Genomic DNA, 15051 nt, shown 5'->3' on the forward strand with positions numbered 1-15051 from the left:
CGCCGCCCTGAAGCGTTCGCCCTCGAAATCCAACATTGACCATGATCGCAAGGTCGCATAATCTATGCCGCACCCGCCGTCCCAACCTTCAACTGTCTGTGGGACATTGCCAAACAGTGCGATTGATAACGCAATGAGCAACAACGATATTGCCGATCAGGTTCCGGCTCTCGTATGGACCGCCGATGCAGGCGGTGTCGTCACCTATGCCAACATCGCTTGCCGCAAATACCTCGGCCATCCCTTCGCGCCGAACACCGCGATTCACTGGGACCAGTTCGTTCTGGAAGACGACGTCAAGAAGGTGCTCGATGCATGGCGCAGCGCGCTCACAGCGGGCGAAAGCGCCAAGGTGAACGCGCGCCTCGAACGTTTCGACGGCCAATACCGCTGGCACAAACTGCGCATTCAGCCGATTTTCGACGACGCGCGCGTCGTCAGCGGCGCGTGCGGGATCGCCATGGACATCCACGACTTCGTCAAGGCCGGCGAGGCCTATGAAGTCGGCGAACGGCGTCTGCGCTTTGCACTCGACGCGGCGCGCGCCGGCGCGTGGGAATGGGACATGGGCAGCCGCACCGCGCGCATCAGCGCCCAGCTCGCGCAAATTTACGGGCTCGAACGGCAGGAAGCAGAAGTGCCGTTGCAATGGCTCTTCGATCGCATTCCCGAGAGTCATCGCGCGTGGTTCGCGCGCGAGTTGACGGCCCGCTTGCACGAGTGCGTGCCCTTCGAACTGGACTTTCCAATCGAACTCGAGGACGGGCGCCGTTCGTGGCTGCGCACGCGCGGCGAAACGGACTGCGGAAGCGGCACGACAATCGAGCGCGTATTCGGCGTGACGTACGACATCACCGAGCAGCACGACGCGCAGATCGAGCGCGAGCGCAGCGAGCAGCGCTACCGCGCGCTCGTCGAAGCGAGCTCGGAACTCACGTGGATCGCGGACGCAGCGGGCCATACGAATCAGCTCGGCAACTGGCACTCGTTCACGCCGCAGGACGGCCTCACCGCGGGCTGCGAATGGCTCGATCTCGTCCACCCCGACGACGAAGCCTGCGCGCGCACGACGTGGTCGAATATCGTCAAGGCGCAACTGCCGGGCTCGATGACCTTCCGGCTGCGGCGACGCGACGGCAGCTGGCGCACCATGTCCGCGCGCGCCGCGCCTTTGCGCGACGACGACGGCACGCTGCGCGAATGGTTCTGCATGGCGACGGACGTGACCGACGAGCGCGCCGCCGCAGCCGCGCTGGAGGAGCGCAATCTGCGTCTTCAGGTGGCCATGCGTGCCGCGCGCATGACCATCGGGTATCTGTCGCTCGATTCATGGACAGTCTGCTGGGACAGCGTCGACGCGCTGCCGGGCGTGCCGGCCGGGACGATTGCGCTGCCGTACGACGCGGCGCTGCATCGCGTGCATGCCGAGGACCGCGCCGCCGTGGACGCGGCAATGCGGCGCGTCGCCCTGAGCGGCGAATTCGACAAGCCGCTCGAATTCCGCATCATGATGCACGGCGAGGAAAGCTGGCTGCAGAGCCAGGCGGTCTTGCAACGCGATGCTGACGGCAAACCGTGGCGCGTCATTGCCAGCGCGGTGGACATCACGCAGCGCAAGACGCTGGAACTTGCATTGCGCGAAACGGATCGCCGCAAGGACGAATTCCTCGCGATGCTCGCGCACGAACTGCGCAACCCGCTCGCGCCGATGCGCAATGCGATCGCGCTGCTGCGCCGCGAGAGAGAATCCGGCGTGAATTCGTGCGAACTGGTCGGCATGCTGAGCCGGCAGGTCGATCATATGGCGCAACTCGTCGACGATCTACTTGAAGTGTCGCGCATCACGCATGGGCGCATCGTGCTTCGGCGCGAGCCAGTGCTGCTCGGCACCGCCATTTACGGCGCGCTGGAAACCGTGTCGTCGATGGCGGCCTCGCGCGGCCAGCATCTCACGGTCAAGCTGCCGCCCGCGCCCGTCTGGCTGCATGCGGACCCGCTGCGCCTCTCGCAGATCTTCGTCAACGTATTGAACAACGCGTGCAAGTATACGGATCCCGGCGGCAGCGTGTGTGTGACCGCGCTCGCCGACGAACGCTTCGCGGCGGTCACCATTGAAGACAACGGCAGCGGCATTTCGCCGGATCTGCTGCCGCACATCTTCGACCTCTTCGCACAAGGCGAGCGCACGCTCGACCGCGCGCACGGCGGGCTTGGCATCGGCTTGTCGCTCGTGAAGAAGCTGGTCGAGCTGCATGGCGGCACGATCGACATTGCGAGTCCCGGCCCGGGCCGCGGCGCGACGGTGTCGATCCGGCTGCCGCTTTCGCACGCGCCCGACGTGCCCGCGCCGTTGCACGACGAACCGTCCGCGAGCGGCACCTCGCATGGCGAGCGCGCTGCGCTCAATGTGCTGATCGTCGACGACAACAAGGACGCGGCGGATTCGCTGGCCTTGCTGTGCGAGAGCGAGGGCTATCACGTCAGCGTCGCGTACGGGGCGCACGATGCGCTCGCGAAAGCCGAGGCCGAGCCCGTGGATGCCGCGTTGCTCGACATCGGCCTGCCGGACATCGACGGCTACGAGCTCGCCGGGCTGATTCGCCAGAAGGGCGGGACGCGGCCCGTGCTGATTGCAGTGACGGGTTACGGCCAGGCCGACGATCATCTGCGCGTGCAGGCCGCGGGGTTCGACCATCATCTCGTCAAGCCGGTGAATATCGACTACCTGATGTCGCTGCTCGCGGAACTGTCGCCGGCGGCGGCCTCGCCGCACGCGGACTGAGGCCCGCGCCTTTCCTACCCGATCCCGATCCCGAAGCGCTGAATCACGAAAGCCTCTCGTTCCGTTCCCCACGTGCATCTTGAGACGATCGCGCGATTTGTTGAGCCTGCCCCGCGTTCAGCGTTTGCGGCGGCGGTTCTACAGTACGTCATCGATCGCGCAGCCGGATAGTCACGCGCGACACAACCTTTGGAGGATCGGTGATGAACAGCAATCGTGGCGCGATTCCGGCCTCGTTCTTCGGGATAGCAGTGGGCGCACTGGCGCTCGCCAACTTGTGGCGCGTAGCAATCAGGTTGTGGCATTGGCCCGCCGCCATCGGAACGATCACGACGGTCGCGGCGCTGGTCGTATGGCTCGTCATTCTCGTCGCCTACGCGCAAAAGTGGCGCACGCACGCGACCGACGCCCGCGCGGAACTGCAGCATCCGGTGCAGTCGTCTTTTGTGGCGCTCGGCCCGGTGTCGAGCATGCTGGCCGCGCAGCTTCTGCAGCCGCATGCGTACAAACCTGCACTTGTGTTGTTCAGCGTGGCGGCGCTCGCGCAACTGGCACTCGGCGCGTATCTGCATGGACGGCTCTGGCAAGGCGGCCGCAAGCCGGAGCTCATTACGCCCGCCATTTATCTGCCCACCGTGGCGCCGAGCTTCGTGGCCGGCACCACAGCGGCGGCTTTCGGCTTTCATCAGTTGGGCGGGCTCTTCTTCGGCGCGGGCGTGCTGTTCTGGCTTGCAATCGAATCGCTGATCCTGCACCGTGCCGCCGTGCATGAACCGCTGCCCGAAGCATTGCGTCCGACGCTCGGCATCCAGCTTGCGCCGCCCGTCGTAGGTGGCGTCACCTACCTCGCGTTGATGAGCGGCGCGCCCGACCTGTTTTCGCTGATGCTGCTCGGCTACGGCCTCTATCAGGCCTTGCTGCTGTTGCGCCTGCTGCCGTGGATTCGCCAGCAGCATTTCGTGCCGGGTTACTGGGCTTTCAGCTTCGGCGTGGCCGCCTTGCCGACCATGGCGCTGCGCATGGTGGAGCGAGGCGCCACGGGTGCAGTGGAGTGGGCCGCGCCGGTTCTGTTCGTGGTCGCGAATGTCATCGTCGCGATGCTGGCGGTGAAGACGCTAGAGTTGCTCGTGCGAGGCAAGCTTGTGCCGCCGGCTTCGGCGTCCTCCAGTGGACCGCAGGCGGCGAGCGCGTCGGCTGATTCGGGAATGGTGCGGGCTCGGCAGACCGCAGGGGTCTAGCTAGCTGCTATCTACTGGCAGCCCGTGGCCGACCATAGGCCCGCGGGCTAACGAATTAAGACCTGCCGGATAGTTTTGTTGCCGCAGCCAGGCGTCGTCCCCGCTTCACGCCGCAGCGGAATTGCACCACGAGCGGGCACCGCGCACTGCAACGTTGCATCCCCGCCTGGCCGACCGGCGCCCCGCCGACGCAAAAGCCCCTGCATTCAGGGCCTTTTGCGCATGGCACGCTTCTCGCTGTACTTCGTTCAGGAGCCGGCGCTACATCCGGTTTGGCAGTCACAATTTGCAATGGACGACTAGGGTTCCGGTTTGCGCCGCGGCATCGCCGCACACAAACGCTGGTCCGAGAGTTGTCGACCTCAGGCGAGGTTACACGGCGGGATAAAAGCCCGGGAGAGAACGCGACACGTCGCGCCGCTCCTACCGCTATCAATCCGCCACACTGGGGTCATCCATATGCGCAAACTTCGTTTTTTCGCCAGCGTTGTCGCTGCTTTCGCGGTTCTCGCCTCCTCCCCCTCGTTCGCTGCCGGCCGGACCGACTTCAAGGTCTGCTGGACCATTTACGCCGGCTGGATGCCGTGGGGCGAAGCGAAGACACAAGGCATCGTGTCCAAATGGGCCAAGAAATACGGCATTCATGTCGATGTCGTGCAACTGAACGACTACGTCGAGTCGATCAACCAGTACACCGCCGGCAAATTCGACGGCTGCACGATGACGAACATGGATGCGTTGACCATTCCCGCCACCGGCGGCGTGGATTCGACCGCGCTGCTCGTCACCGACTTCTCGAATGGCAATGACGGGGTACTGATCAAAGGTTCCGGCAAGAAAGTCGCGGATCTGAAGGGCCAGTCCATCAATCTCGTCGAGTTCTCGGTTTCGCATTACCTGCTCGCGCGCGCATTGGAAACCGCGGGACTGAGCGAACGCGATCTCAAGGTCGTCAATACTTCGGATGCCGATATTTCCGCTGCGTTTGCGACTCCCGCCGTCAACCAGGCCGTGACGTGGAACCCGATGCTTGCCGACCTGAAAGCCAAGCCGAATGTCACGGAGGTCTTCGACTCCAGCAAGATTCCCGGCGAAATCATGGACATGATGGTCGTCAACACGAAGACGCTTCATGACAATCCGGCTCTCGGCAAAGCGCTGACCGGCGCCTGGTTCGAAATGCTTGCGCTGATGCAAGCGAACAGCACAGCCAGCGCTGCGGCATTGAATTCGATGGCCAAGGCGTCGGGCACCGACCTCGCCGGCTTCAAGAGCCAGCTTTCCACCACTGAACTCTTCTATACGCCGAAGGCCGCGCTCGCTTTCGCGACCAGCGCGAATCTGCCGACAACCATGACGCGCGTCGCCAAGTTTTCCTTCGACCACGGTCTGCTCGGTCAAGGCGCGGCCGACGCCAACGCGGTCGGCATGGAGTTCGGCAATGGCGTGGTCGTCGGCAACAGAAACAACATCAAGCTGCGCTTCGATCCTTCCTATGTCCGGATGGCCGCGGACGGCAAGCTCTAAGTCAGATACCTGAACCACAAGGTTCCCGTCATGCGACTGATCAATCGATATCCGGGGAGAAGCAGCGCCCTGATGCTGCTGCTCATGCCATTCGTCGTGCTCGTGGTGGTTTATTTCACGAGCTCGTCGACGCGACTCGCCGCGAACCCGGAAGACAAACTGCTGCCCAGTGCCGCGCAAATGGCCGACGCGGTCAAGCAGTACGCGTTCACCGAAGACAAGCGCACCGGAGAACATCTGCTGTGGACCGACACGCGTTCCAGCGTGCGGCGCCTCGCAATCGGACTCGCGGCAAGCGCGGCGATCGCATTGGCCGTCAGCATCGCGACCGGCAGCATTCCGGCCGTCACGGCAACACTGTCGCCGTTCATCACCGTGATGTCCATGATTCCGCCGCTCGCGCTGCTGCCCATTCTGTTCATCGTATTCGGTCTGGACGAATTGTCGAAGGTCGTGCTGATCATCATCGGTATTACGCCGATGATGATTCGCGATCTTCAGCAGCGCGCCCGCGACATACCGAACGAGCTGTGGGTCAAGGCGCAGACACTCGGCGCGACGAGCTGGACGCTGATACTTCGCATGATTGTTCCGCAGCTATTGCCGCGTCTTCTCGTCGCGTTGCGCTTATCGCTTTGCTCGGCCTGGTTGTTTCTAATTGCCGCGGAAGCCATCGCGTCCACCGACGGCCTCGGTTACCGCATCTTTCTCGTGCGCCGCTATCTGGCCATGGACGTGATTCTGCCCTACGTCCTTTGGATCACGCTGCTCGCATGGCTGATGGACGAAGCATTGCGGCGCCTCACGAAATACGCCTTCCCGTGGTACGGCGGAGGCTCGCGATGATCGAAGTCCGCAACGTCTGGAAAGAATATGGCGAACAGGTCGTGCTCGAACGGCTCGATCTGAAAGTTGAAAAAGGCGAGTTCTGCTCGATGGTCGGTGCATCGGGTTGCGGCAAGTCGACATTCCTGCGGCTTCTTCTCGGCCAGGAGCGCGTCACGCGCGGCGAGATTCTGCTCGATGGAAAAGCGCTGCCCGGAGAGCCCGATGCGGAGCGCGGCGTGGTGTTCCAGCGCTATTCCGTATTCGACCATCTGACCGTGATGCGCAACGTGCTGCTCGGGCTTGAGTTGCCGCAGGCCCGATGGACTGGCCGCCTGTTCGGACAGCGCCGCCGCTCAGCAGAGGATGAGGCGGTTGCGATGCTCGAGAAGGTCGGACTCGGCAGCTCGCTCGACAAGTACCCGCATCAATTGTCGGGCGGCATGCAACAGCGGCTCGCCATTGCGCAGGCGTTGATCATGAAACCGCGTGTGTTGCTGCTGGACGAACCCTTCGGCGCGCTCGACCCCGGCATTCGCAAAGATATGCACGAGTTACTGCTGAATTTATGGCGCGAATCCGGCTTGACGATCTTCATGGTCACGCACGATCTGAAAGAGGGCTTCGCGCTCGGCAGCCGCGTCCTCGTGTTCGACAAGGTGCGCGTCGACCCGCAAGCGCCGAATGCCTATGGCGCGCGCATTACCTACAACATTCCGCTCGACCACAGCCGCGATTGCCCGCCTGCTCTTCGCATGGCGCAAGCCGCTGTCGAAGGTGCGTCGCGTGCTGCCGCCGTAGCGGCTTGAGATGAGACCTATGGACACCTTACTCGAAGAAAACGTCGCGGGCGGCGCTCACACGTCGCTCATCGTCAAACGCGGACAGTCGCTGCGCATCACCGATTTGCGCGGCGGCGCCAATGTCAGCGTCATGCTGCTCAATGCCCAGGAAAAGAGCGAGCGCCTGAATTTGCCCGATACGCTCAAATGCCAGCACACGGCGAAAGTTACCGCCGGCCACTGCCTCTATTCCGACATGGGACGCGTGCTCGCAGCCGTCGTGGCGGATACGTGCGGCTGGCACGACACACTGTGCGGCGTGTCCAACGCGGAGGAAGTGCAGCAGAAGTACGGCGTGGGGCGCTATCAGGAATTGCGCAATGCGTTCTATCGCAACGGCACGGACAACCTGCTCGTGGAAATGGGCAAGTGGGGCCTTGGCCTGCCCGATCTCCTGATGACCCTGAACCTGTTCAGCCGGGTTGACGTCACGGACGAAGGAACACTGAGCTTTGTTGCCGACAACTCAACCGCCGGCGATTACGTCGAGTTGTATGCGCCGATGAACACACTCGTGATCCTCACCGCGATCCAGCATCCTCTGGACCCGCACCCCGAATACGCGCCGAAGCCCGTGAAGCTCACGCTCAGTGCCGCAGACGCGAGCGTTGCTGAACTGTGCCGCACTTCATGCGATGAAAACGTCCGCGGGTTCATCAATACCGAACGTTTCTTTCTCTGACCGGAACACCTATGACGATAAAGACGCTCACCGAAAGCACGCTCGATCCGGCTCACGCCATTTTCCGCGAAACGCTGGCCGCCGGAGAACCCTGGCTAAAAGAAGTGAAGGCGGGGCAGACCCTGCGCATTCTCGATCTGGAAGGCAATCAGGCCGTCGACACGCTGTTCTACAGCGCCACCGATCCGCGCGAACGATACGACGCACAACGCACGCTGCGGCGCCAGCGCAGCCTCTACCTGACGACCGGAACGGTCTTGTATTCGAATCTCGGCAACCCGCTGCTGACGATCGTCGCCGACACATGTGGCCGTCACGATACGCTGGGCGGCGCCTGCGCGCAGGAAAGCAATACCGTGCGTTATGCGCTGGAAAAGCGCTACATGCATAGCTGCCGCGACAATTACCTGAGCGCCTGCGCGCACGACGGCCGTTTGTCGAAGCGCGATATCGGCGCGAACGTCAATTTCTTCATGAACGTTCCCGTCACGGCAAGCGGCGGACTGACTTTCGAAGACGGCATCTCCGCGCCCGGCAAATACGTCGAAATGCGTGCGGAAATGGACGTGATCGTACTTATCTCCAACTGTCCGCAGCTCAACAATCCCTGCAACGCCTACAACCCCACACCCGCGGAGCTATTGATATGGAACTGAGCACATTGCGCCGCTGGCTATATGAAGTCATGCGAGTGCGCGCGGAGCGTTATTGGGCGGCAACTTCTTCAACCGCGGTATCGCACCAACCGGTCAAACACTAAACAACCGGCTGCATTGTCTGCCGATCTGCCGTGGACGGCCACGGCATGCACGCTCACGGCGGGACGGCCCGCCCATGTTTCTGTGCCATTCCATGTTCGACAAAGTTCTCATAGCCAATCGCGGCGCCATTGCCTGCCGCATTCTGCGCACGCTGCGCGAACTCGATGTGACGGGCGTTGCCGTCTATAGCGAAGCCGATCGCGCCAGTCTGCACGTGACCCAGGCCGCGAGCGCCCACAGTCTTGGCGAGGGCGCTGCGGCAACGACCTATCTCGACATCGCGAAGATACTGTCGCTCGCGCGCGCTGAAGGCGTACAGGCCATACACCCGGGTTACGGCTTCCTGTCGGAGAACGCGGCGTTCGCCGAAGCCTGTGAAGCCGCCGGCATTGCATTTATCGGACCGACGCCGAAACAATTGCGCGAGTTCGGACTCAAGCACACCGCACGCGCGATTGCCGCGTCACAAGGCGTGCCGATGCTGGAAGGCACGGGCCTGCTCGACGATCTCGCCGCCGCACTCCATGCAGCAGCGCGAATCGGCTACCCGGTCATGCTGAAAAGCACGGCGGGCGGCGGCGGCATCGGCATGCGTGTCTGTAGCAGTCCGGAACAACTGAGCGCGCACTTCGACGCGGTAAAACGCCTTGGCCAGAACAATTTCAGCGACGCGGGCGTGTTCCTCGAAAAGTACATCGAGCGCGCGCGCCATCTCGAAGTTCAGGTTTTCGGCGACGGCCAGGGTGATGCCATTGCACTGGGCGTGCGCGATTGCTCGGTCCAGCGGCGCAACCAGAAAGTACTCGAAGAAACGCCCGCGCCTAACCTGCCTGACGGAATGGCCGCTGCGCTCTGCGAGGCGGCACTCAAACTCGCCAGGGCCGTTCATTACCGCTCGGCGGGAACTGTCGAATTCGTCTACGACGCGCTCGCGCAAAAGTTCTATTTCCTTGAGGTCAACACGCGGCTGCAAGTCGAGCACGGGGTGACTGAACAGGTCTGGAAAGTCGACCTCGTGCGCTGGATGATCGAACTCGCGGCCGGCACACTCGCGCCGCTTTCCGTTCTCGCGAGCGGCCTTCAGCCGGAAGGCCATGCAATCCAGGCACGCCTGTATGCGGAAGATCCGGGCCGCGACTTCAAACCGAGCCCCGGACTTGTGACCGATGTGGCCTTTCCCGCAGCGGACGGAAAGAACCTGCGCATCGATACGTGGATTGAAGCGGGTTGCGATGTGCCGCCCTATTTTGATCCCATGCTTGCGAAGCTGATTGCGTGGTCGCCGAGCCGCGATGAAGCGCGTCGCACACTCGCCGACGCACTCGCGAGCACGCGGCTGTATGGTGTGGAGACGAACCGCGACTATCTCCGGCAGATTATCGACGACACGCCGTTTGCCAGCGGCGAGCCGTGGACCCGCTGTCTGGAAACGCTGCGCTATCGCGCGGCGACTCTGGAGGTGCTGAGCGGCGGCACACAGACCACCGTACAGGACTATCCGGGCCGGCTCGGCTATTGGGCAGTCGGCATTCCTCCTTCGGGACCCATGGACAGCCGCGCGTTACGGCTCGCGAATACCTTGCTCGGCAATGAAGCCGGCGCGGCCGCGCTGGAAATCACCATGAGCGGACCGACGCTTCGTTTCAACACGGACGCCGTCGTCGCGGTCACCGGTGCGGTGTTGCCGGTCACACTCGACGACCAGCCGATTCCGATGAACACCGCGGTGCTCGTGCCCGCAGGCGCGACGCTCACGCTCGGCAACATTCGAGGCGCGGGCGCGCGGGCCTACCTGTCGGTGCGCGGCGGATTCGACGTGGCGACGTATTTGGGCAGCCGCAGCACCTTCACGCTGGGACAGTTCGGCGGCCACGGCGGCCGCGCGCTGCGGGCAGGCGACGTGCTGCATCTTTATCCGCTGACCGACCGCACGAGCGGCACACGTTTGCCGACGGCACTGACGGCGGCGCTGCCGGAGGTGCGGGTGTTGCGCGTCATTTACGGTCCGCACGGGGCGCCGGAGTACTTCTCGCCCGATTATGTGACGCGCTTTTTCAACACCGAATGGGAAATCCATTTCAATTCGAGCCGCACCGGCGTGCGTCTGATTGGACCCAAGCCCGAGTGGGCGCGTGAGGACGGCGGTGAGGCGGGCCTGCATCCGTCGAACATTCACGACAATCCGTATGCTGTGGGAGCGGTGGATTTCACCGGCGACATGCCCGTTATTCTCGGCCCCGATGGGCCGAGTCTCGGCGGCTTTGTGTGCCCGGTCACGATCATCGAGGCGGACCTGTGGCAAATCGGTCAGCTCAAAGCCGGCGACAAGGTGCGCTTCGTGCCGGTGAGCATAGACACGGCCCGCGCAGCCGCGCAGCGCCTCCATCTCGAGACCACATTACTCGGTGCTGAATTCATAGAAGCAGGTGTCGACGCAACACAATTGCCACCAGCGTACACGCTGAGTTCACCGATCGTGCTCGACATGGGCGCCGGCCGCGAGCGACTGCTTGGGCGGCTGTCGGGCGACACGCATCTTCTGCTGGAAGTGGGTCCCGCGGAGCTGGATCTCGAGCTGCGATTCCGCGCGCATGCATTGATGCAGTCGCTCGAATCACTGCGGCTTGACGGCGTAATCGACCTCACGCCGGGTATCCGCTCGTTGCAGGTTCACTATCGGCCCGATGTTCTCCCGCTGAATGCACTGCTGGAGACGGTTGCGAATACCTGGAAAAAAGTACTGCTCGTAGAAGATTTGCGAGTACCGTCGCGCATTGTTTATCTGCCGCTCTCGTGGGACGACCCCGCTTGTCAGCTCGCAATCGACAAGTACATGACCACGGTCAGAAAAGACGCGCCGTGGTGTCCCAGCAACCTGGAGTTTATTCGCCGCATCAATGATCTCGAATCGATCGACGCGCTCAAACAGATCGTCTTCGAAGCAAGCTATCTGGTGATGGGTCTCGGCGACGTCTACCTCGGCGCGCCGGTCGCGACTCCGCTCGATCCGCGTCATCGGCTGGTCACGACAAAGTACAACCCGGCGCGGACGTGGACGGCGGAGAACTCGGTCGGAATTGGCGGTGCCTATCTTTGCGTCTACGGTATGGAAGGGCCCGGCGGCTATCAGTTCGTGGGACGCACGCTGCAAATGTGGAACCGCTTTCGTCGAACAGCGGACTTTGCCGGCGAGCCGTATCTGTTGCGCTTTTTCGATCAGATCCGCTTCTACGAAGTACCCGCTGACGAACTGCTGCGGATTCGCGAGGACTTTCCGCTTGGCCGTTACCCGCTGCGGATAGAAACGACAGAACTGTCACTGACCGACTACATGAGCTTTCTCGAGCGCGAAGCGGACGGCATCGCTCAATTCCGTTCGCGGCAGCGCGCGGCATTCCAGGCGGAGCGACAACGCTGGCAAGGCACCGAGCATGTCGACGCAGCAATGGATACACCCATTGCTTCTGACGCGGCGAGTGCGCCTCTTGCCGACGACCAGATCGCCGTCGACAGCGAGATCGCGGGCAATCTCTGGCAGGTACACGTGAAGCCGGGCCAGCCCGTGGCAGCAGGCGACGTGCTGCTCATCATCGAATCGATGAAGATGGAAATCGCCGTGACCGCGCAATGCGCAGGCATTATCGACGAAGTGCACGTCGCGCCCGGCTCGCCGGTGAAGGCGGGACAGCGTGTGGTCGTCATGAGCCGTGCGTGATTGCGCGCCGCATCCTTTTCAGCTCGCGTACTTTGCAGCAGAACATTCTCGGGAATCTCGCATGACTTCTTTCGACCTGCGTCTTTCGACCTTGCGCGATCACTATCGCAGCGGCGAGACGACGCCACGCGCGTTGGTCGCGCAAGTACTTGCGCGCGCCGCATCGTTGAATGACGAATACCGTCTGTTCATACGGCTACTCTCCGAAGCGGAACTCGAACCGTATCTGGCGCGCCTCGACGAATTTAACGCGGACTCCTTACCGCTTTTCGGCGTTCCATTCGCCATCAAGGACAATATCGATCTTGCCGGCATTCCGACCACTGCGGCGTGTCCCGCATTCGCCTATGTGCCGGCCGAATCGGCCACGCTCGTAGCCCAATTGGTTGCGCTCGGCGCCGTGCCCATCGGCAAAACGAATCTCGATCAGTTCGCAACCGGTTTGAACGGCACGCGGTCGCCGTATGGCAAATGCCGCAACAGCGTGCTGCCTGACTATCCGTCGGGCGGTTCGAGTTCCGGTTCGTCGCTGGCCGTCGCGCTCGGGGTGGCGAGTTTTGCACTCGGCACCGACACCGCCGGTTCCGGACGCGTGCCCGCCGCGCTCAACAACCTCGTCGGACTGAAAGCGACCAAAGGTCTGCTTTCCACTGCGGGCGTCGTACCGGCATGCCGAACCTTGGACTGCGTAACCTATTTCACCGCGACGGCACAAGAAGCGAGCGAACTCTTTGCACTAACCGCATCAGCCGATCCCGCCGACGCCTATAGCCGCGCGAATCCGCAATGGAACGATGCGAGCGCATTCGGCAAGCCGGCGAATTTCCGCTTCGGCGTGCCACAGCAACTGGAATTTTCCGGCTGCAACGAAAGCCCGGCACTCCTTGCTCGCGTGCGATCGACGCTCGAAGCGATCGGCGGAGAAGCAATCGAAATCGACTTCGAGCCGTTTCTTGAAGCGGCGAGGCTTCTTTATGAAGGACCGTGGGTGGCCGAGCGCTACAGCGTGGTCGGTCCCCTGATGGAAGCCCAACCCGATGCCGCGCTGCCCGTCATTCGCGATGTACTCGCAAAAGCGCCGGGTGCCAGCGCCGTGGAGCTTTTTCGCGCGCAGTATCGGCTGCAAGAACTCAAGAAGCAGTGCGATGCCGTTCTTGATGGACTCGACTGCGTGCTCACTCCCGCCTTCCCTCGCCCGGTCACGCTTGCGGAACTCGAAGAGGACCCCGTTGGTGCGAATTCGCTGCTCGGCTACTACACCAATTTCATGAACCTGCTCGACTATGCGGCCGTCGCCGTGCCTGGCGGGTTCATGAAGAATGGACTGCCATGGGGCGCGACGCTATTCGGGCGCGCATTCACCGATCAGTATCTGCTCGGCGTGGCGGCGAGCCTTCAGCAAGCGCTGGGCCTGCCGACAGTCGGCGGCAATTCGTGCAACTACCCGTTGCCTGCCGCGAGAGCGCGTAACGATCGCGTGCGTATCGTGGTCTGCGGCGCGCATCTGGAAGGGCTGCCGTTGAATGGGCAGCTGACAAGACGCGGCGCACGCCTCGTCAAAAGAACGACCAGTTCGCTGGATTACCGGCTCTATGCACTGCCCGGCGGAGGGATTCGGCGGCCAGCCATGGCGCGCGTGCGTGAGGGAGGCGCGGCGATTGCCGTCGAAGTATGGGAGTTGCCGAGTATGGAACTCGGCTCGTTTATCGGCGCAATCCCCGCGCCATTGGGCCTCGGAAAAGTGGAACTCGCAGATGGGACATGGGAGACCGGGTTCGTCTGCGAGCAGAACGGTCTGCACGATGCAGTGGATATCACGCATGCCGGCGGCTGGCGTGCGTGGTTAGCGGAGTCGGCAGCCTGAGCTGGGAAAGGAGCGGGCACCGCCCGCATCCTCACGATGCAGCCGCTTTGCCGGCTCGCGCTCACATCACTTGCGCCCCTCCACGGTGATCGACACATAGCGATCCTGTTGCAGACACGCAATCAGTGCGCGCGCGTCGCCCTCCGCGCAATGCGTTCGCGGCTCGCTCGAACCGACACCCTTCGCGTGAATGATGCTGCCGTCCAACCCGTGCGCCACGAGATAGTCGCGCACGGTGTTGGCGCGCGCGAGCGACAACGGCCCGTTGATCGATTCGGGACCGAGCCTGTCGGTATGGCCTACCACCGTGACGGCACTCACGTGCTCGTGCTGGCGGATGCGCGCAGCGATCTCGTCGAGTCTGGCTTTGGCGGCCGGCAACATGGACTCCGGCGACGACTTGCCGAACGGAAACAGCGCATCGCTTTCCAGCGAGAAGTTCTCCAGCGTGGCGGTCTGAGGCGCAACGGCACCGGTCTCGGCGGGCGCTTTGTTGCTCGGCGCCTCGCCGCATTTGAAGTGCAGAACGCGCGGGTCGCTCCGTTGGTCGTCGGCAGTACGAACCACATCGATCCTGTCGATCACCTGAACCGGCTTGTCGCCGCAGATGCGCCGCGCGACGTCCATGCAGGTCGATGCGCCCTCGAACAGTCCGTGGCACTCGGCGCGGTATATTCTCGCGCCGTTGCGCCAGTCGACCGAATACGCGTTGTAGGTTGGACCGCTCCCTGCCGTGCATCCGGTCACGACCAGCACGGCGGCAGACAACAGGCTTGCTAAAAAGAGTCGTTTCATCAGGTACTCCATAGACTATG

The 15051-nt window shown here is 62.8% G+C and carries 10 protein-coding genes and 1 riboswitch; of the genes, 9 read left to right on the plus strand and 1 reads right to left on the minus strand.

Annotated features, from left to right (window positions below; translation table 11 throughout):
• Positions 1 to 133: 133 nt before the first annotated feature.
• From HV711_RS02845 to atzF, 9 genes are all read left to right on the plus strand, one after another.
• Positions 134 to 2782, plus strand: coding sequence for a PAS domain-containing hybrid sensor histidine kinase/response regulator (locus tag HV711_RS02845; RefSeq protein WP_035481465.1), 2649 nt, complete (start codon positions 134 to 136; stop codon positions 2780 to 2782).
• A gap of 203 nt (positions 2783 to 2985) precedes the next feature.
• Positions 2986 to 4020, plus strand: coding sequence for a dicarboxylate transporter/tellurite-resistance protein TehA (gene tehA / locus HV711_RS02850; RefSeq protein ID WP_035481467.1), 1035 nt, complete (start codon positions 2986 to 2988; stop codon positions 4018 to 4020).
• Between the two features lie 288 nt (positions 4021 to 4308).
• Positions 4309 to 4421, plus strand: a riboswitch (guanidine-I (ykkC/yxkD leader).
• A 58-nt stretch (positions 4422 to 4479) separates the two neighbouring features.
• Positions 4480 to 5547 (plus strand): putative urea ABC transporter substrate-binding protein, encoded by a 1068-nt coding sequence (locus HV711_RS02855; protein WP_035481469.1) that lies wholly within the window; start codon positions 4480 to 4482, stop codon positions 5545 to 5547.
• A gap of 30 nt (positions 5548 to 5577) precedes the next feature.
• Positions 5578 to 6393, plus strand: a complete 816-nt coding sequence (locus HV711_RS02860; protein ID WP_035481471.1) for an ABC transporter permease — start codon at positions 5578 to 5580, stop codon at positions 6391 to 6393.
• Positions 6390 to 7181 (plus strand): ABC transporter ATP-binding protein, encoded by a 792-nt coding sequence (locus HV711_RS02865; RefSeq protein WP_013591014.1) that lies wholly within the window; start codon positions 6390 to 6392, stop codon positions 7179 to 7181. The genes HV711_RS02860 and HV711_RS02865 overlap by 4 nt, the downstream gene beginning before the upstream one ends.
• 10 nt (positions 7182 to 7191) lie before the next feature.
• Positions 7192 to 7896, plus strand: a complete 705-nt coding sequence (locus tag HV711_RS02870; protein ID WP_035481473.1) for an urea amidolyase associated protein UAAP1 — start codon at positions 7192 to 7194, stop codon at positions 7894 to 7896.
• Between the two features lie 11 nt (positions 7897 to 7907).
• On the plus strand, positions 7908 to 8552 hold the full coding sequence (locus tag HV711_RS02875; protein WP_035481475.1) for an urea amidolyase associated protein UAAP2: 645 nt from the start codon (positions 7908 to 7910) through the stop codon (positions 8550 to 8552).
• A gap of 196 nt (positions 8553 to 8748) precedes the next feature.
• Complete coding sequence (uca, locus tag HV711_RS02880) at positions 8749 to 12372, plus strand: urea carboxylase (RefSeq protein WP_035481549.1); 3624 nt, start codon at positions 8749 to 8751, stop codon at positions 12370 to 12372.
• 61 nt (positions 12373 to 12433) lie between these two features.
• Positions 12434 to 14236: an allophanate hydrolase gene (gene atzF / locus HV711_RS02885; protein ID WP_035481477.1), complete on the plus strand. Its 1803-nt coding sequence runs from the start codon at positions 12434 to 12436 to the stop codon at positions 14234 to 14236.
• Positions 14237 to 14302: 66 nt separating this feature from the next.
• Here the strand turns inward: atzF and HV711_RS02890 are convergent, their stop codons facing one another.
• A complete protein-coding gene (locus HV711_RS02890; protein WP_035481479.1) occupies positions 14303 to 15031 on the minus strand; it encodes an OmpA family protein in 729 nt (242 codons plus the stop codon).
• Positions 15032 to 15051 lie beyond the last annotated feature (20 nt).

The organism is Paraburkholderia phenoliruptrix (assembly GCF_902859825.1).
Lineage (GTDB): Bacteria > Pseudomonadota > Gammaproteobacteria > Burkholderiales > Burkholderiaceae > Paraburkholderia > Paraburkholderia phenoliruptrix.